The organism is Bradyrhizobium sp. (assembly GCF_016462955.1).
Classification (GTDB): Bacteria; Pseudomonadota; Alphaproteobacteria; order Rhizobiales; family Xanthobacteraceae; genus Bradyrhizobium.
Genome location: NZ_JAEMSD010000073.1, coordinates 1 through 19308 on the forward strand (window position 1 = coordinate 1; position 19308 = coordinate 19308).

Genomic DNA, 19308 nt, shown 5'->3' on the forward strand with positions numbered 1-19308 from the left:
ACCTGATGGAGCACGGCGAGATTCCAATCGCCCCGATCTTCCTCGATTCCCCGCTCGCGATCCGCGCCACCGAAGTGTTCCGCCGCCATGCCGAGAGCCTCGACCCCACCGTCGATGTCGGCCGCCTGCTCAACTCGCCGCATCTCAAATTCACCGAGACCGCGGACGAGAGCAAGGCGATCATGCGCCTGTCGGGATTCCACATCATCATCGCCGCGAGCGGAATGTGCGACGCAGGCCGCATCCGCCATCATCTGAAGCGCTGGCTGTGGAACGAACGCGCGACCGTGCTGCTTGCCGGCTTCCAGGCCAACGGCACGCTCGGCCGTTTCCTCCAGAACGGCGCCAAGGCCGTCCGCATCCAGGGCGAGGAGATCAAGGTCGCGGCCCACATCCGCATGATCGACGAATATTCGGGCCATGCCGATGGCGCGGGCATGGCCAGCTGGATCGCGGCGCGGCGCCCCATCGCCCGCGGGCTGTTCCTGGTCCACGGCGAGGAAGCGGCGGTCGCGGGCCTCGCCGAGCGCGTGGCCGAGCGCATCATTCCCGCGGCGAAGGTCTACCAGCCGATGCGCGACGACATCTACGAGCTCGCCGCGTCCGAGCCGCGCGTGCTCGACGCCGATCACCGCCGGCGCCTCGCGCCGGAGGCCGTGACCCGTCTCGACTGGCACAACGAGATGTCCGAGCTCATGCTCGACATCAACGATCGTGTTGCAGCCGCCGCCGACGACCGCGCCCGCGGCGTCATCATCCGAAGGCTGCGACGGGCGCTGGAGGACAGAGGATAAGGCCTCTGGCTGACGGTTGCGCCGCCCCCTGCGCGCCTATGGCTGCGCGTCTCCAGCTCACGCACTGCCGATCCTACAATCATTGCTCGCCGGAAACGATTGACACGCTTCGTTACATGAGCGCGCGATCGTCTGGAACGAATCCAATCTGGAATTCCTGCAAAACGCCTGGCCTCGTCTTGCTCCTGGATCGGCACGGTTGCTACCAGCCGTTTCGACTTTTGGAATCGAGCGCAAGCGTGGTGGGAATGAAGAACGCGAGTTATCTGTTTGGTGCTTCCACGGTCGCAATTGCGACTCTGGCGTTCGATCCCTCGGCAATCGCGCAGACGTCTGTTGATTTGCCTCCCGTCGTCGTCGAACAGGCCCGGCCACGCCCCGCGGCGCGACCTCAACGCACATCCACGACACGCGCGACGGGAACACGCCGCAACGCTGCGCGGACCGGCAACGCGCCGGCTGCGGCGCAGGTTGCCGTGCAGCCCGCCGCGGCGGGGGAGACCGCCACCGGCCCGGTGCAGGGCTATCTGGCGACACAGAGCGGGACCGGAACCAAGACGGACACGCCGCTGAACCAGACCGCGCAGTCGATCTCTGTCGTCAGCGCCGAGCGCGTCCGCGACCAGGGCGTCAGCAGCATTCAGGAAACTCTGCGCTACGTGCCCGGCGTATTTGCCGAGCCGGGCGGCGTGGATTCCCGCAACGACTATTTCAAGGTCCGCGGGCAGGATCCCAACGTCTATCTCGACGGCACGCGGGTGAACAACCGCAACAACTTCAACGAATGGCGCGTCGATCCCTACATGCTCGAGCGCATCGAGGTGTTCCGCGGGCCGGCATCGGTGCTCTATGGCGATACGTCCACCGCAGGCCTCGTCAATCTGATCTCCAAGCGCCCGCGCGCGGAAACCTACAACGAAGCCGGTGTCTCGTTCGACAATTTCGGCCGCAAGCAGATTCAGATGGATTCGACCGGCAAGGTGACCAAGGACGGTGAATGGCTGTATCGCTTCGTCGGCCTGTTCCGCGACGCCGACACTCAGGTCGACTACGTCCAAGACGATCGCATGCTGCTCGCGCCGTCCATGACGTGGCGGCCGACGACCAACACGAGCTGGACCGTGCTCGGCGTCTACCAGAAGGACAAGACCGGGACGACCAACGGATTCCTTCCTCGAGAAGGCACGCTCGTGCCGGGCATCAACGGCTACATTCCCCGCAACCGCTTCGTCGGCGACCCCAACAACGATGTGTATCAGACCGAAACCGGCGCGATCAGCAGCCTGTTCGAACACAACTTCAACGATGCCGTGAAATTCACGCAGAATTTCCGCTATGCACACGTCGACGGCGTCTATCGTTCGGTCTACGCGAACGCATTCTCGGCCGATCCCTTCCTCGACGCCTCCAGGCGCACAGTGAATCGCTACAGCTACAACCAGCAGACGTCGAACGACAATATCACGCTCGACAATAATTTGCAGATCAAGGCCATCACCGGAGCGCTCCAGCACAAGGTGCTGTTCGGCGTCGACTATCGCAGCCTCTATGCGCGGTCGTCCACCGGCTCCGGCTTCGACGCGACGCCGTTCGATCTCTATTCGCCCGTCTATACCAGCGTTCCCGTGCCTGCGCTGACGCGGGCATCGGATGCAGAACAGACCCAGACCGGACTCTACGCTCAGGACCAGATGCGGCTCGGGCCCTGGCTGGCGACGATCGGGATCCGGCAGGACTATGCCAGCACGCGGTATACCGGCGCCGACAGCGACAGGTCGGCAACGACCGGCCGCGCCAGCCTGATGTACGAGACGCCGTTCGGATTCAATCCCTACGTCACCTGGGCCCAGTCGTTCAATCCGGTGTCCTTCAGCCCAACCTATGGCGGCAGCACCTGTCTCGATGGTCCCTGCAAGGACCAGCGCGGCGAAACCTACGAGGTCGGCTTCAAATACACGCCGATGCCGGGCCTTGCGATCAATGGCGCGATCTACGACACGGTGGAGAAGAACCGGCTGTCGGCATCGAACGATCCATCCAATCCGTTCGCATCGAGCCAGATCGGCCAAGTCCGCATTCGCGGCGCGGAGATCGAGGTCATCGGCAAGATCACTCCTGATCTCGACGTGATCGCCAGCTATTCCTACATCGCCGCCAAGGTCGAGCGGGGCGACAACGACGGCAAGACGGTGGAGGGCGTCCCCGCCAACCAGGCCTCGCTCTGGGGCAAGTATCGCCTGAGCGCGCTCGGCCTGCACGACGTGACGGTGGGTGCCGGCGTGCGCTACATCGGCGACTCCTACGAGGAAACCAATACGTATACGATCCCGTCCTACACGCTGTTCGACATGATGGTGGCCTACGATCCCGGCAAATACAGGCTGCAGCTCAACGTCAACAACATTGGTGACGAACGCTACGTGGCGGCCTGCTATGCGCGCGGCGATTGCTATTACGGCCTCGGACGCACCATCCTGGGAACGGCGACCTACCGCTTCTAATCCGGCATCGAGCGCGAGCTTTGATGGGCCGCGCGTGGGGCACGTGAGATTCGCCATCGAGAGGATTGCCATCGCAGACGCACGGGTTCTCACGCTCGCGGCTTGCTGAGCCCGAGCTTTGCTGTCCTCTTTCGCCCTCATCGAAAGCGAGGGCGCAGGGAAGGCTGGGCGCCGGCTGGCACCCGAAGTCCCGCGTGTGCGATGAGAACGCGCACGGGGGTGGACGACAGGTCGCCGGACATCCGGCCTTCCCTGCGCGATGGTTTTCACGGTGTCCTTCGTGCTCTCCCCGGGGAGCGATGCACTATTGCCCCCGTCGCCATGCAGATGGCTGATGTACGTGCCCGGTTGGGCCGTGAAACATCACCACATGACTTGACGCACAGACCCCGGGCGTCAGGACCACACGACTTCTCCGTCCGCGCACATCCCCGTCCGCATTCCCGACAGCTGGCGTGCGCTCGCCGCCGAGACCGAACAAGGGATGCTGTCAGCGCCGTGTCGTACCGCGCCTGTCGTTGCTCACGGATTTCGCCGCCCTGCAACCACCCTTGCGCGCCGACGCCGTCGCGGCCACCGCATCCCGGCCCGCGTCTCGTGACGATCGCGAAACGCCCCTCGTGGCGGGCAGGATGTTCCGGCTTGTACGGCGAAATCGAATTTCTGTAAATGCGAATATTTTAGCGGGCGGCTATCGACCTAGCGCTGGGGTGTTCTGCCCGACAGGCAACGCAACCCATTGTGGCCCGGACGGAGCGCACCAAAACTGGCCAACGCCGGCGGATGGCCTGGATGGCGCCTCGCTCCATTCAGGCCTCGGCGCTTTGAAGACCTTACGAGAGCTGATATTCTTCGGCGGAGTGGGCTCGACGAGCCATGTTGTCAATCGATCAACCGCCACTGCCCGAAGGATGCGGATGAGAAGCGTGATGCTGCTGGCTCTCGGCCTCATGCTTGTCGCCGTCTGGCCGCACGACAGCGCGAGAAGCCAGACTTCGGCCGCGCCGCCGGTTTCGCTTGCCCCGCCCGATGCATCGCCGCCACGCCCGAGTGTCACCAAGCCCGCGCGGGTGACGAGAACTCCGCCGGCGGCGCCCAGCAGAGAGCCTTCCGTGATCGGAGGGCCTCAATCGAGGCCGAATCAAGCCGCCGACTACGATGGCTTCAGCGTCGGCACCGTCGATGACGTCGACACCCCGAGCCGCATGACGCCGCCTGTGCGTTCACGCGCAGCGACGGACGCCAGGTCCAATCCGGATGCGAATGGCCTCGATCAGGAAGATGGGGCGTTGCAGCGAAAGCTGATGATCTGCCGGAACTGCAGATAGCAGGGCAATCGGGTAGACTTGTGGCGGCGGCCTGCGCGCACGCCCCGTCCTTCGAGACGGCGCTGACGCGCCTCCTCAGGACGAGGCTCATCAGCATCAGTGCTCGTTGAAATAGCTGCTGCGCACTCCGCCCTCATCCTGAGGAGCCCGCCTCAAGCGGGCGTCTCGAAGGATGACCGAGAGGAAACTCGCAAACGAGATAGCCCTGCTGCAAATAGAAATGCGGTTACTTCGAAGGTTCGCCGATGCCGCTCACCTGTCGCCAACCTCGACCGCTTCCAAGACCACTGCCGTCCGATCAGCCAGTTCGGGAATTTTGGCGAGGTAAGCCTGGTAATGCGGCGAGGCTCGGTGAGCTTCGACGGCCGCAACGTCGCGGTACAGTTCGTCGAGAACGTAGCGATCTTCGTTCGATACGTCGCGCCAGACATCCCAATGCAAGTTGCCGGGCTCAGCTCTGGAATGCGGTGCCATACCGACGAGCAATGCGCCGAGTTCAGCAGACTTGCCCGGGCGAGCAACCAGGATAGCGGTAATCTTGGCTGGCGATTGCGTCATTCGATAGCTCCCCATGCGAAAGCAAGCGCAGCTTCAGAGCCGAGCCCATCCCTCTGGAATTCCGGACACTGCAATCTTCAGGTTTTCGCAGCACTGCTCCTGTCCTTGAGGGCGGCCAGCAACTCCTTTCCCAGCACTCCGGCCGACGCCGGGTTCTGCCCCGTGATCAGCCGGCCGTCGACGACGACGTGAGGCTGCCAGTTGGCCGCCGACGAGTACGCGGCACCCTCCGCCCTCAACGCATCCTCGAGCTCGTAAGGCACGTCATCGCGGGCGTAATCGTACTCTTCCTTCTTAGAGAAGGAGGTGAGCTTCTTGCCGCGCACGAAAGGGACCCCATCGCCAAGGTCGACGCCAAGCAGCGCGCACGGCCCGTGACAGACAGCGGCGACGATCTTGCCGGTGCTCCAGGCCCGCACAACGGCATGCTGGACCGCTGCATTGCGCTGGATGTCCACCATGGGCCCAAGACCGCCGGGCACCAGGATGGCGTCGTAATCGGCGGCGTCCACCTCTGACAATCTGCGGCTGTGATTCAAGCGGCGAAACGCTTTGCTCGCGAGAAACTCCTTCTGGGCGGGATCTTTCTCATCGTACGCGTCGTAGGGCGTCCATCCGCCGGCGGGCGACGCGAACTCCACCGCGACCCCAGCCTTGTCGAGCACTTCGAACGGATGGGCGACCTCGGCGAAAAAGAAACCGGTCTTGCGGCTATGCGGACCGATTACGGCTGCGTTGGTGACGATGAAGAGGACATGCTGGGTCATGGTTTTCTCCTTTCGATCGGGATCGCCCCGGCGCCACGCAGGGAACGGTCAGTTCGGACAGGGCTGCCCGGCCGCGCCCCACATCGCCATGTCCTTGACGTGATCCTCGAAGGTGCCCGGCGGCGTCGAGCGGCCGGCTCCGGGCGCCCAGCCGCGCGGGATGAAGCCGCTCAGCGACGCATCGTGCCGCAAATGCTCGACGAGGCCGGCGGCGTCACGGCCGCCATTGCGCTTGGGATCCTTCATCTGGGCGCAGATCTCGGCGCCGCTCTTGCCGAACCAGATGAAGGCCACCGGCGCGAGCTGCCAGTCGATCCCGGCGCGCGGCGGAGCCGGCGCCGGCTCGTTCGCCTGGGTCGAGGTCATGTGACAGGTCGAGCACGGGATCGCTTCCGCGCCGATGCGGCTCTCGCCGCCATGAATGTTCATGCCATGCGGGCGAGACTTGGTTTCGCCGGCCGGCGTCCAGATCGGTATGGCCTTGGCATCGACGTGGCAGTTGGCACACCGTGGATGCGTCACGACGGCCTCGATCCGCTTCCAGGCAGCGAGGCCCTCGGCGCGGCTGACGCTACCCGGCGGCAGCAGATCCTTGGTGGCCTCATCCTTGGCCGCGACGATCCCGGTCAAGGCTGCAATGGCCGACGTCGCGAGGACCAGCGCCATCAGAGATGTCTTCATGGCTTCCCTCACACGAAATCGATGAACTTGTTGAACGGCATTTCGCGGATGCGTTTTCCGGTCGCGGCGAAGATCGCATTGGCGAGCGCAGGCGCGGCGGGTGGCACCGGCGGCTCGCCGACCCCCCTCACCTTCGGATCGTTCTCCAGCCCCCGCACTTCGATGATCGGGCATTGGTAGATCCGCATCGCCTCATGGTGGTTGTAATTGGTCTGCTGCACCGCGCCTTTTGAGTAGGTGAGCTCGCAGTTCATGGCGTGGCCAAGCCCCCAGACCACGCCGCCCTGGACCTGGTTCTCGAAATTGACGGGATCGACGACCTTGCCGACGTCGGCCGCAACCCAGACCTTGTCGATCCGGATGCCTCGCTCCGTCGCCGTCACCTCGACGACTTCAGCGACGGGTGTCCCGAAGGACTCCACGAAAGCAACGCCGCGGCCACGACCGTTGCCGAGCGGTCCTTTCCAGTCCGACATCTCCGCGACGGTCTCCAGCACTTTGCGATAATGCGGCACGGTGCACATCGCGATGCGCGCCTTCATCGGGTCGAGACCGGCCGCATGGATCAATTCGTCGATGAAGCTCTCGGTGAAGAAACCGGATGTCGAGGCGCCGACCGAACGCCATGTCGTACTTGGCGACAATCCTCGGGCCTCGTAGCTGGTGGCCCGGAAATTGGGGATATCGTAGTAGACGTTCCACAGGCCGGCAGCCAATTGCCCGTCTGGATCTTTCGACGGCGTGCCCGAACGCTCGAGCAGTCCCTTGAGCGGCGTGGTCGAAGCCAGCTGCAGATCGGCGGCGACGATCCTGCTTTTGTCGACGCTGCCGCGGTGCCGTGCGATCGCAATCTGCCGCGGAATGTCCTGGAGGAAATCTTCCTCGCGCGAGAACACGAGCTTGATCGGCGTGCCCTTCATCTGGTTGGCGATCTGGGCGAGCACGCCGATGTTCTCATATTCCAGACGGTGGCCGAAGCTTCCGCCGGTCCATTGGTTGTGGAAGGTGATCTGCTCCGGCTTGAGGCCGATCGCCGTCGCCGCGACCCATTGCACGAAGCGGGGACTCTGGTGGCCGACCCAGATCTCCATGCCCTTGTCGGTGACGAGGCCGATGCCGTTCAGCGGCTCCAGCGGTTGATGGGCCACATAGGGTGCGCGATACTCGGCTTCGACGAGCTTGCCCGTCTTCAGGCCGGCGTCGATGTCGCCGATCTTCTTCCACTCCTTGCCCAGGAACTCGGGCTTGAACGAGGATTCCAGAACCTTCCAATGATCGGCCTGCTCGGCGGGATAGGCCGAGGGCGCCCACTCGCAGGCGATGGCGTCGACCGCCTTCATCGCGTACCAGCTGTTGGTCGCGATCACCGCGACTCCGTTCTTGATCTCCAGCACCTTCTTGACGCCCGGCATCGTCCGCGCCTTGCTGGCGTCATACGACTTAATCGGCTGGCCCTTGTTCGGGTTCAGCTTGACGGACGCGTAGAGCATGCCGTCCATCTTCATATCGATGCCGAACTTCAGCTCGCCCATCACCTTCGCGCGGACGTCGAGCCGCATCATCGGCTTGCCGAGCATGCGCCATTTGGATGGGTCGCGCGGCTTTGCGTCGAGGACCGGCGGAATTTTGGACGCCTCGGCCGCGAGCGCGACAAAGGCGATCTTGCTTCCGTTGGGCAGGATCACATGACCCGATTGCGTGCGAAGGTCGGCTATCGCCACGCCAGAACGCTTGGCCGCGGCGGCCTTGAGCGTCTCGCGTGCGACCGCGCCGGCAACACGCAACTTCTCGTAGGTGTCCGGGATCGTGCTCGATCCACCCGTCATCTGCAGGCCGGACTTGCGCAGCCATTCGAGCGTGGCGGCGCGCGCTTCCTCCGCGGCCGGACTCTGGTCCGCAGCCACGAACGGCGCGAACTCGTCGGCGAAGCCCGTGTTGAAATAGGCGGGGCTCGGGCCGGCGAACCGGATTTCGAACTGGCCGGGGTCGAGATCCATCTCTTCGGCGATCATGATCGGCTGCACCGATCCGACGCCCTGGCCGATGTCGGCATGTTGCGCGATCAGCGTGATCTTGTCCGGGCTGATCTCGACCCAGGGATTGAAGGTCACCGAATTTGGGCCGAGGCCCGTGGCCAGCGGATTGCCGTCGGTGCTCGCGGCCGCGGCCTCGACATTGCCGTAGGCGCCGAACGCAATGCCGCCTGCGACCGTAGCAGAGCCAAAGACGAAGGCCCGACGCGAAAGGGTCTGCATGTGGCCCATCTCACTTCTCCGCCGTCTTGCTCGCCGCCGCAGCCGCGTGGATCGCAGCGCGGATGCGCGGATAGGTGCCGCAGCGGCAGAGATTGCCGGACATCACCTGATCGATCTGCTCGTCGGTGGGCCTCGGGATCAATCCAAGAAGCGAGATCGCCTGCATGATCTGTCCGGTCTGGCAGTAGCCGCATTGCGGCACCTGATGCTCGATCCAGGCCTGCAAGACCGGGTGCTGATCCCTGTTGTCCAGGCCTTCGAGCGTCACGACCGATTTGCCCGCGACCTCGCCGATATGCGACTGGCAGGACCGCACGGCCAGGCCGTCGATGTGAACGGTGCAAGCGCCGCATTGCGCGACGCCGCAGCCGTATTTGGCGCTGGTGATGCCGAGTTCGTCGCGCAGCACCCACAACAGCGGCATCTCGGGAACGACGTCCACCTGGCGCTTGATCCCGTCCACCGTGAGCTCGATCATATCGATACATCCTCTCGCCTGGCAGGCCGCCACAACAGCACTGCTCGATACACGTCGATGAATATTTCCGGATCCTGCGGGATCATGCGCAAATCCTGCGGGATGCGGTCTCGCCCTGGTCGGCTTCCGTCTCGGCCCCGCCGCAGCACAATTCGCGATACTGTCCCGGGGTGAGATTTGCAGCCTTCCTGAACACGCGCGTGAAATTGGCCTGCGAGCCGAAGCCGAATTCGAGGGCAATCTCGACCAGGGAGAAACGGTCGCGCGCGAGTTCTTGCCGCGCCGCCTGGACTCTGCGATCGGTCACGTAACGATGCGGTGACAGTCCGGTCGCCTCGCGAAACAGCCGGGAAAAATGATAGGGGCTGAGGCAGGCCTGGGCCGCCAGATCCTCCAGCCTGATATCGCTGCCGAGAGACGCCTCGATATAGTCCAGCACGCGCTGGAGGCGCCGCGGGTCGAGCGCCGGCGACTTGTCGGGCGCGCGCCAACGATCGATGGTGTAGTTGCCCAGAAGATGCGCCGCAAGCGCAACCTGGATCCCGTCCACGAACAGCGCGTCGGTCGGCTGGCGCGGGCGATGGAGCAGATCGCGAAGCGGCGCGCAGATGTGGAAGAGCACCTGGTCCGCCAGACCGTGAGCATAGGCGATCTCGACCTTTGCCGGATCGACGCCGAAATCCGCAAGTGCGCTGTGGTCCAGCAGCGCCGGCGGCAGATAGAGAAGAAGACATTCCATTCGGTCGGAAAGCTCGAGATGGCTCTCCTGCGTCCCCACGGGCACGAGATAACTCATGCCCGGCCGTGCGAGACTCTTCTGGACTTCGCCGTTTCCGGCGCGGCACACCATGCCTCCGCCCGACAGCAGCATGACGAGCTCGGTGCAGATGGGAACGGGCGTTGCCTGACAGCCCGCCTCGAACTTGCGATGCTCGATGCTCAAGCCCGGCCAATCATTGGCCTCAGCGAGCTTCTCGCTGTTCTTGTACTTGTGATCTCCATGCGTCACGAGCGCCATTACGACCTCCGCTTCGTTGCGGCGATTCCCGGCCCCGTATCGCGCGAGAGCGATCATTCCATCCAGTGGAGATTTGCAGCCCCGGTTACTGCCACGCCGGTAGCTTATTACTCACAAGCCGCGGCAGCAGAGTCCAGAGGCGGCGCGGTTAAAAGAGGTAAAAGCCAGACAAGGCAAGGGCTTGGAGCCAGTGCATCTCGACTCGGAAGCCCGATCTCGTCGCACATCAGCAAGATGCGTGCGTCATCGCGCAGGAATCGGAAATACCGCAATGCGGGTGTGCGCTAGTGAAGGGCCCATCAACGGCGATGTCGCCGTATCGAGGATAGGAGCCTGAGATGAAGCCGCTGATCTCCGCACTCGCTGCAATGTCGATCGCAACCGCCGCTCCCGCGGTCGCTGCCGAGAAGACCGTTTCCATCGTCCTCGTCCACGGCGCATTCGTCGATGGCTCGGGCTGGAAGGACACCTACAACATCCTCGCGGACGCGGGCTATGAGGTGCTCGTGGTGCAGCAGCCGACGATCACCCTGCGCGACGATGTCGCGGAGACCGAACGCGTGATCGCCAAGGCCCGGCATCCGGTCATTCTCGTCGGACATTCCTACGGCGGAATGGTCATCACGGAGGCCGGCGACAATTCGAAGGTACGCAGCCTGGTCTATCTCGCGGCCTTCGCTCCCGACGCCGGTGAATCGGTCAGCACGCTGGCGGAAGCTCCAGTGCCCGCTGGCGAGCACAAGGCTCCGCTGGTCACCGAGGGCAATTATCTCCTCGTCGAGCGCGAGAAATTCCCCACCTCTTTCGCGGCCGACGTCGATGCGGCCACGACCCGCTTCATGGCCGCGGCGCAACTGCCCTGGGGACTCCAGGCGGTGCAGACCAAGGTCGATCGCGTGGCCTGGAAGACGAAGCCGACCCATTACATGGTGACGAGCGAGGATCACATGATTCCGCCGACGGCGCAGCGCACCATGGCCAAGCGTTCGGGCGCGAAGGTGACGGAGATGAAGAGCAGCCATGCGGTGATGCTGTCGCATCCGCGCGAAGTGGCGGCCTTCATCAGAAGCGCAGACACGTCAGCGACCGACTGAGATCGGCCGCGCCGCACATGGATAGACAAGGACTCGCACCATGGCCCTCAAGGATATTCTGCCCGGAAAACTGGGCTTCGGCGCCGCGCCGCTCGGCAACATGTTCCGCGACATCCCGGAGCAGGAAGCGCTCGCGACGGTGAATGCCGCCTGGGAAGACGGCATCCGCTACTTCGACACCGCGCCGTTCTACGGCGCGGGTCTGGCCGAGATCCGCATCGCCGCCGCGCTCGCCGGCCGGCCGCGGACCGACTATGTCCTCAGCACCAAGGTCGGGCGCCTGATCCTGGACGAGATCGAGGATGTCAGTGTGCGCGACCTCGGCGAGAAGGGCGGCGTGTTCAAATACGGTCGCCCGAACAGGATCGTGAACGACTATTCCAGGGATGGAACGCTGCGCTCGATCGAGGACAGCCTGAAGCGGCTCGGTACCTCCCACATCGACGTCGCTTTCGTGCACGACGTTGCGCAGGATTTTTATGGCGACGAGTGGCTGTCGGTGTTCGAAAGCGCCCGCAAGGGCGCGTTCAAGGCGCTCGACCGGCTGCGCGACGAAGGCGTGATCAAGGCGTGGGGGCTTGGCGTCAACCGGGTCGAGCCGATCGAGCTGCTGCTCGCACTCGAAGAGCCACGCCCCGACGGATTCCTGCTCGCGGGCCGCTACACGCTGCTCGATCATGCCAAGGCGCTTCAACGGGTGATGCCGATGGTTGCGGAGCATGAGCTCGCGATCGTCGTCGGCGGCCCCTACAGTTCGGGCGCGCTCGTCGGCGGGCCGAACTTCGAGTATGCGCCGGCACCTCCGGAGATCCTCAACAAGGTGGCGCGGATCAGGGCGATCGCAGATCGCTATCGGATCAGCATGAAGGCGGCCGGCTTGCAGTTCGCACTCGCCAATCCCGTGGTCGCCGCCGTCATTCCCGGTGCGAGCCGCCCGGGCCGCATCGCCGAGGATCGCGCAGCGCTCGAGGAAGCCATCCCGGCGGACTTCTGGCGCGAGCTGCGCTCCGAGGGGCTGGTTAGCCCCGCAGCTCCGCTTCCCGCCGCTGATTGAACAACCCACGGAACGATCAAGGAGAGCAACATGACAGATGCAGCCCACAACGCCACCGACATGGACCGCCGCGCCTTGCTTCAAACCGCCGGCGCCGCCGTCATCACCGGCCTCGTCGCCGGCACGACAATCGACGCACGGGCCGCGACACAGGATGCGCAGCGCGACGAGGCGCCGCTCGGCGCGCGGCTCCAGGGCGTCCAGCATTTCGGGCTGACGGTCCAGAACATGGAGCGCGCCTATCAATTCTATACGGAGGTGCTCGGCGGCACCGAGGTGTTCCGCCACGGCGACTTCCAGGGCGATGAAGTGCAGAACACGCTGCTGGCCGACCAGGAAATCGACGCGAATGCGCGCGGCGTCAATCCGCGAACGATCGGCGTGCCCGACCTGCGCAGCGGAGCCCAGCGGCTCGATGTCCGCTTCATCCAGTTCGACAACATGGTGCTCGAACTGCTGCAGTATCGCGAGGCCGAGCAGCCCATCGGCAGCGCGAAGAGCTTTGCCGAGCCGCTGGAGCATATGAGCCCGGCTTTTCCGCGCATGATGCACATCTGCTTCTACGTTCGCGACGATGTCGACTTCAACAAGTTCATCGCCGACCTCGAAGCCGAGTCCGCGCGCCGCGGCATGACGCAGGTGAGAGCGAACCGCACCATCCGCGTCATGACGGAGACGGAGCGCAAGGCCGCGCCCCGCAGCGCCAACACGAACCGGGTCACCGCCGAACCTTCGAACGGTTGGGAGCTGATCTACTGCAAGGGACCTGAAGGCGAGCAACTCGAGTTCGTCAAGGCGCTCGGCCCCGTCAAGCAGCGCTTCAGCGAGGCCCTGGCAAAACGGCAACAGAAGATCGTGCGCTAATTCCTTGGACGCGGCAGGTAACCGGTCAGCGGCCCTGACCTGGTCGCCCGCCGCTCACCTCACATGCAGAGGATGTCTTCATCATGCAAACTGTCCCTCGTATCTTGCTTGCGGCCCTCCTGTTCGCCATCGCGACCCTCTCTGCCGCAGCTCAGGAAGCGCCGGGCGTTCGCTACCAGCAGGTTCCCGACGGCGCCTATTCCGTGGTGGCGCAGGTGCGCGCCAAGCCCGGAAAAGAAGATCTGCTGCGCGCCGCCACCTTGCCGCTGATCGACCTGGTTCGCGGCGATCCCAAGAACCTGGTGTACTTCCTGCAGGAAGACCGCGCCAAGCCGGGCCATTTCATATTTTACGAGATCTTCGCCAGCCGCGCCGATTTCGACGCGCACAACGCGATGCCATACGTGAAGGACTGGTTCGCCAAGCTGCCGGAACTTGCCGACGGCGGCGTCGAGGTCATGCACATGGCTGTTCTTGCAAAGCCCAAAAAATAGTCGAAGGCCTCGCAACCGAGCACGTGGCGGCCGGCGAGCTGTTTTGTCGCAGCGTGTTCCGGACCAATGGCGGGCCCAATCAGAACGGCTCTCTTCAACAAGTGTGCAGCGCATGATAATTGCAGGGCGATCTGATCGATCGACTGGAATGAGCAATGCGGGCTGCCACGGAGACACGACAACGGGGCACAGACCGACAGGAGCTTGCATACTGCTTCGGCCGCTTTCGGCTGCTTCCCCGGCGCCAGTTGCTGCTTCTCGACGGACGTCCGGTCAAACTGGGCGGGCGCGCATTCGAACTCTTGCAGTTGCTGGTGCAGCACTGCGGCGAGCTCGTCAGCAAGAATGAATTGATGGCCGCGGCCTGGCCGGGCACCTTCGTCCACGACAGCAATCTCAAGGTCAACATGTGGAGCTTGCGGCGTTCGCTGGGAGATACCCAGATCGAGCCCGTCTACATCGCGACGGTGGCACGCCGCGGGTACAAGTTCATCGCCGAAGTGCAAATCAGCATGGGCGAGATCGAGGACGATCCGGCGCTCGCCGAGCCGGTGCCCTTGCCCCGGCCGCCGTTGTTGCGCGGCATCGTCGGTCGTGAAGCGGAAATCGTCGAGATCGCCGATTTGCTCACTGACAACAAGCAAGTGACCCTGGCTGGCGCAGGGGGCGTCGGCAAAACGACAATTGCCCTGGCCGTCGCCCGGACATTTGCGCCACAATGCCGCGACGGCATCTGCTTCGTCGATCTCGCCACGATTTCTGATCCCACGCTGTTCGGCTCGGCGCTGGTGACGGCACTTGGTATCAGGGGGAATACGGACAACAGTCTGGCTGCGGTCCTCGATTATCTGCGACCGCGGCAGATGCTGCTCATCCTCGACAATTGCGAGCATGTGCTGCCCGCCGCAACCATCTTCGCCGGCAGGTTCATGGCGGACACATCGCCGTCCAGGCTGCTTGCGACGAGCCGCGAGCCGCTCGGCACCACCACCGAGCATGTCGTCCGGCTTGGCTCGCTGGCCTCGCCGAAGCCCGGCCACGGCGTGCCCCTCGATCATGCCCTCAGGTTTCCGGCGGTGCAGTTGTTCGTCAGCCGCGCTGCCGAATGGTCCGACTACCAGGTCGTCGACGATGATTGCGAGGCGGTCGCCTCGATCTGCCACGCGCTCGACGGCCTTCCGCTGGCCATCGAACTGGCGGCGGCCCAGATCGGCAGGTTCAATCCTCGGCAATTGGTGGAGCAGCTCGACCACACCTTGCGTTTCCGTGCCCCTGCGGCCGATGGCGCGCCGCCGCGCCACGAAACCCTGATGGCGACGATCGATTGGAGCTACAAGCTGCTGTCGCAGAGGGAGGCGAGGCTGTTCGGCCTGCTGTCGGTCTTCAGCGACGCCTTCGAGGCCGAGGATGCGATCTTCGTCGCGGAGGCGGCAGGGCTCTCGCCCGTCGACGTCGTCACCGGCCTTGGCAGCCTCGTGGCCAAATCGCTTCTGAGCGCACAGGCTCGGGGCTCAAGCCTGCGCTATCGCCTGCTTGATAGCACTCGGCGCTATGCCGCCGAGCAGCGTCAGACCGATCCTGCCTGCGGCAATGCGCAGCGCCGCCACGCGCAGCGCGTCCTCGCTCTCTTCGAACAATCGGAACAGGAGTGGAACTGGCGCGAGCCGACCGATTGGACACAGCGCTACCTTGGCCGCATCGCCGACCTGCGCGCCGCGCTGTCGTGGGCGACCGGTGAAGACGGCGATCCTGCCCTCGGGATCAGGCTCACGGTTGCAGCGATCACCTTGTGGTCGGAAACCTCCATCCTGTCGGAAGCGCAGGCGCGCTTCAAGGATGCGCTCGCCTTGGCGAAGACCGTTCCGTGCGATGATCTGTCGAAGGCAAAGCTCGCCTGCGCTCTCGGGTGGAGCCTGTTCTACGCGCGCAAGATGTCGAACGAGAACGAGGTCGCCTGGCTTGATGCGATCGCCTTTGCAAGGCTGGCGGGCAGCATCGAGTATCAGCAGCGCGCGCTGGTGGGTTTTGCGTTTTATCTGCTGCAGATCGGCGAGGTCCCGCGCGCGATAACCTGTCTCGAGGAGGCAACAGGCCTGGCCGACCGCGACCGCGACCTGACCGCAACGTCCGAAGCCGACCGCGCGCTGGCCTGGGCCCATGCCTTTGCCGGCGAACTGAGCAAGAGCCGCCCGGTACTCGATCGTCTCGCCGCAACCCATTCGCTGGCAGAGGGCCGTTCGCGCAAGGACGCGAACGAGGTCTACCGCTTCATCACCGTCCGCTTCAATCTGCCCTTCGTCGCCTGGATGCAAGGGCAGGCCGATACCGCAGCAAGACTGGCGCGCGATGCCGTCGACGCTGCCGACCGCAGCGGCCACTGGGTGTCGCAGTCCAATGCACTCGGGCTCGCCGCACTTCCCGTCGCGCTCGAAACCGGAAATCTGGACGCGCTCGCGGGCTTCACCGAGCGTCTGCGTCGCAACCTGGAGCGCGAGCGCATCTCACGCTGGGTTCCGGTCGAGCGTTATTTCTCGGCTTGTCTTCGCGACGTGCGCGGCGATCCGCGTGCAGTGGAGGACATTCGCACAGCGATCGAAGAATTGATCGAATGTCGCTTCCTGATGCGGATCGGCAGCTATCTCGCATTCCTCGCTCGCGCATACTTACGGCAAGGCCGGCTCGCGGAGGCGCGCGAGGCGATCACGCGGGCGATCGGCCATCAGGAGCGTCAAGGCGAGCGCTGGTGCCGGGCAGAACTTCAGCGCGTCGACGCGGCGGTCCTTTTCCAGGCCGGCGAGCCGCTGCGCGCCGAGAAGCGGCTGCAACAGGCCCTCACGGAGGCGCGAGCCATCGGCGCAAAGACGTTCTCGCTGCGCATCGCCACCGATCTCGCTTCACACTGGATTGCGACCGGCCGCAGAGCCAAGGCTGTCCGACTGCTTGCCCCGATCCATGACGACTTCACCGAAGGCTTCCAGACGCCGGACCTGCTTGCTGCCTCACGCTTGCTGCAACGCACGAGGCCGACCGCGCGCGACCGCGGCCATCGTCAACAGTCGGGGCCTGTTCACACTCGCGATGCATAGCTGGCCTACCGCCACGCTCCCCGCACGCGCTTTACGCCACCGTAAATTCCTGATCCTCTCTCGGTCAATCAGCCGGACCAACCGGCCAGGCCCAAGGAGAGAGACGCCATGAAGCTCGGTACCGCCATCGCAGAAATCATGCGGCGCGAGGGGATCGAGATCCTCTGCGGCTATCCGGTCAACCATCTGATCGAGCACGCGGCCAAGGCCGAGATCCGACCCGTCATGGTGCGGCAGGAGCGCGTCGGCATCCACATGGCGGATGCGATCTCGCGGGTTACGTCGGGACGCAGCATCGGGGCCTTCTGCATGCAGCACGGGCCGGGCGCGGAGAACGCGATGGGCGGCGTCGCACAGTGCTTCGGCGAATCCGTGCCGGTGCTGGTGCTGCCGATGGGCTATCAGCGCCGTCTTGCGCATGTCGAGCCGAACTTCAATTCCAGCGAGGCGATGAAGCCGTTCGCGAAATCGTCCGAGCCGATCATCCTGGCCGCTGAGGTCGTCAACATCTTTCGCCGCGCCTTCACCAAGCTGAAGAACGGCCGCGGCGGCCCCGTGATCGTCGAGATTCCCTCGGACATGTGGAACGAGGAGGTGCCGGAGCCGCTGAACTACACGCCGGTGCTGCGCACGCGCTACGGCGCCGACCCCGTGCATGTGAAGGAGGCCGCCAGCCTGCTCGTCAATGCGAAGCGGCCGGTGATCTATGCCGGCCAGGGCGTGCATTATGCCGAGGCCTGGCCGCAGCTGAAACGGCTGGCCGAGCGGCTGGCGATCCCCGTCACCACCAGCCTAGGGGGTAAATCATCGTTTCCGGAGACGCATCCGCTGTCGCTCGGCTCGGGCGGGCTCGCGGTGCCGCGCGCGGTGCCGAAATTCCTCGCTGAGGCCGACGTCATCTTCGGCATCGGCTGCTCGTTCACGGAGACCAATTTCGGCATCGCGATGCCGAAGGGCAAGACAATCATCCATTCGACGCTCGATCCGAACCATCTCAACAAGGACGTGGAGGCCAGGATCGGACTCGTCGGCGACGCCGGGCTCGTGCTCGACGCGCTGCTCGAAGAGATCGGCCGGACCGTCACGTCGGATCGCGATGCCTCGGCTGTTGCGGCCGAGATCGCGGCCTCGCACAAGGAGTGGCTGGCGAAGTGGATGCCGAAGCTCACCAGCAACGAGGCACCGCTCAGCCCCTACCGCGTGCTGTGGGACCTTCAGCATACCGTCGACATCGACAACACCATCATCACCCATGATGCCGGCAGCCCGCGCGACCAGCTATCGCCGTTCTGGAAATCGACAAAACCCCTCACCTATCTCGGCTGGGGCAAGACGACGCAACTCGGCTATGGCCTCGGCCTCGCGATGGGAGCCAAGCTCGCAAAGCCCGACAAGCTCTGCATCAACGTCTGGGGCGATGCCGCCATCGGTTTCACCGGCATGGATTTCGAGACCGCGGTGCGCGAGCGCATCCCGATCATGTCGATCCTGCTCAACAATTTTTCCATGGCGATCGAGTTGAAGGTGATGCCGGTCTCGACCGAGAAATACCGCTCGACCGACATTTCCGGCGACTACGCCGCTATGGCACGCGCCTTCGGCGGCTATGGCGAGCGGGTGACGAAGCCCGAGGACATCGTCCCCGCGATCAGGCGCGGCATCCAGAAGACACAGGAGGGCATCCCCGTGCTGCTGGAGTTCATCACCAGCAAGGAGACCGAGGTGTCGCGGCCGGGGACGTGAGACGGGCGCTCCTTGAACATGCAGGCAATCGCATAGAGCGATATCGCCTGTGGCCATCCTTCGAGACGCCCGCCGTGGGCGGGCCCTCAGGATGAGACCGAATGCGTTGCGCTGGTTTCAATGAGCACCGATGCCGCCTAGTTTCATCCTGAAGGCCCGCGGGCGCCTCGAAGGACGAGGCGCGCGCCGCGGTGGTCCAACGGATCATGCTCAGCCGGCGGAGCCGCTCACTCCGCCATCTCGACGTGCTTGGTCACGGTGGGACCGGCCAGCGGCCGCTCCTCCATCGCGATCAGGCACAGCGCAGCACCCGTCATCAGCGCCGTCGCGGCGCCAAAGACGTAGCGGAACGCATGCCGCATGTCCTCGGCGGGAATGGCAGGGATGCCGCCTGCGACATGGTGCTCGCCGGCGAGCGGAATGTCGGCACCCAGCGCGATCAGCAGGATCGCCGCGAACGCCGCGACCGTGAAGGACGACATCAGCGAGCGGAAGAAGTTCAACGCGCCGGTGATGGTTCCGACCTGCGGCCGGGCGACCGAATTCTGCACCGAGACCACGCAGACCGGAAAGGTGGTGCCGAGGCCGAGTGC

Annotated in this window: 14 protein-coding genes and 1 pseudogene; 8 read left to right on the forward strand and 7 right to left on the reverse strand. The window is 64.5% G+C overall.

Annotated elements, in window-relative coordinates; translation table 11 throughout:
• A partial coding sequence (locus tag JHD07_RS10710; protein ID WP_291621768.1) for an MBL fold metallo-hydrolase RNA specificity domain-containing protein occupies positions 1-794 on the forward strand: 794 nt, incomplete at its 5' end.
• A gap of 248 nt (positions 795-1042) precedes the next feature.
• The gene (locus tag JHD07_RS10715; RefSeq protein WP_291621770.1) at positions 1043-3295 is read left to right on the forward strand and encodes a TonB-dependent siderophore receptor; all 2253 of its coding nucleotides are present in this window, start codon (positions 1043-1045) and stop codon (positions 3293-3295) included.
• Positions 3296-4875: 1580 nt separating this feature from the next.
• On the opposite strand, the gene JHD07_RS10725 is transcribed toward JHD07_RS10715, so the two are convergent.
• The 6 genes from JHD07_RS10725 to JHD07_RS10750 all read right to left on the reverse strand — a co-directional run bounded on the left by JHD07_RS10725 (position 4876) and on the right by JHD07_RS10750 (position 10380).
• Complete coding sequence (locus tag JHD07_RS10725) at positions 4876-5181, reverse strand: putative quinol monooxygenase (protein WP_291621772.1); 306 nt, start codon at positions 5179-5181, stop codon at positions 4876-4878.
• A gap of 77 nt (positions 5182-5258) precedes the next feature.
• Entirely contained in the window at positions 5259-5948 is a 690-nt protein-coding gene (locus JHD07_RS10730; RefSeq protein WP_291621774.1) for a type 1 glutamine amidotransferase domain-containing protein, read from the reverse strand.
• A gap of 48 nt (positions 5949-5996) precedes the next feature.
• A complete protein-coding gene (locus JHD07_RS10735) occupies positions 5997-6629 on the reverse strand; it encodes a hypothetical protein (RefSeq protein ID WP_291621776.1) in 633 nt (210 codons plus the stop codon).
• 8 nt (positions 6630-6637) lie between these two features.
• Positions 6638-8893 (reverse strand): molybdopterin cofactor-binding domain-containing protein, encoded by a 2256-nt coding sequence (locus tag JHD07_RS10740; RefSeq protein ID WP_366864257.1) that lies wholly within the window; start codon positions 8891-8893, stop codon positions 6638-6640.
• 1 nt (position 8894) lies between these two features.
• Positions 8895-9362 carry a (2Fe-2S)-binding protein gene (locus tag JHD07_RS10745; RefSeq protein ID WP_291621780.1) on the reverse strand — a complete coding sequence of 156 codons (468 nt, stop codon included), beginning with the start codon at positions 9360-9362 and terminating at the stop codon, positions 8895-8897.
• 82 nt (positions 9363-9444) lie between these two features.
• Positions 9445-10380, reverse strand: a complete 936-nt coding sequence (locus JHD07_RS10750; RefSeq protein ID WP_291621782.1) for an AraC family transcriptional regulator — start codon at positions 10378-10380, stop codon at positions 9445-9447.
• A 338-nt stretch (positions 10381-10718) separates the two neighbouring features.
• On the opposite strand from JHD07_RS10750, the gene JHD07_RS10755 reads away from it, so the two are divergent.
• The 6 genes from JHD07_RS10755 (at position 10719) to JHD07_RS10780 (ending at position 18715) form a co-directional block, all read left to right on the forward strand.
• Positions 10719-11474: an alpha/beta hydrolase gene (locus tag JHD07_RS10755; RefSeq protein ID WP_291621784.1), complete on the forward strand. Its 756-nt coding sequence runs from the start codon at positions 10719-10721 to the stop codon at positions 11472-11474.
• A gap of 40 nt (positions 11475-11514) precedes the next feature.
• Positions 11515-12528, forward strand: a complete 1014-nt coding sequence (locus JHD07_RS10760) for an aldo/keto reductase (protein WP_291621786.1) — start codon at positions 11515-11517, stop codon at positions 12526-12528.
• 30 nt (positions 12529-12558) lie between these two features.
• Positions 12559-13392 (forward strand): VOC family protein, encoded by an 834-nt coding sequence (locus tag JHD07_RS10765; RefSeq protein WP_291621789.1) that lies wholly within the window; start codon positions 12559-12561, stop codon positions 13390-13392.
• 83 nt (positions 13393-13475) lie between these two features.
• Positions 13476-13886 carry a putative quinol monooxygenase gene (locus tag JHD07_RS10770; protein WP_291621791.1) on the forward strand — a complete coding sequence of 137 codons (411 nt, stop codon included), beginning with the start codon at positions 13476-13478 and terminating at the stop codon, positions 13884-13886.
• A 248-nt stretch (positions 13887-14134) separates the two neighbouring features.
• A complete protein-coding gene (locus tag JHD07_RS10775; protein ID WP_291621793.1) occupies positions 14135-16972 on the forward strand; it encodes a winged helix-turn-helix domain-containing protein in 2838 nt (945 codons plus the stop codon).
• Between the two features lie 45 nt (positions 16973-17017).
• Positions 17018-18715, forward strand: coding sequence for a thiamine pyrophosphate-requiring protein (locus JHD07_RS10780; protein ID WP_291621797.1), 1698 nt, complete (start codon positions 17018-17020; stop codon positions 18713-18715).
• Between the two features lie 227 nt (positions 18716-18942).
• Here the strand turns inward: JHD07_RS10780 and JHD07_RS10785 are convergent.
• Positions 18943-19308 (reverse strand): annotated as a pseudogene (locus JHD07_RS10785) (MFS transporter); the annotation flags it as partial.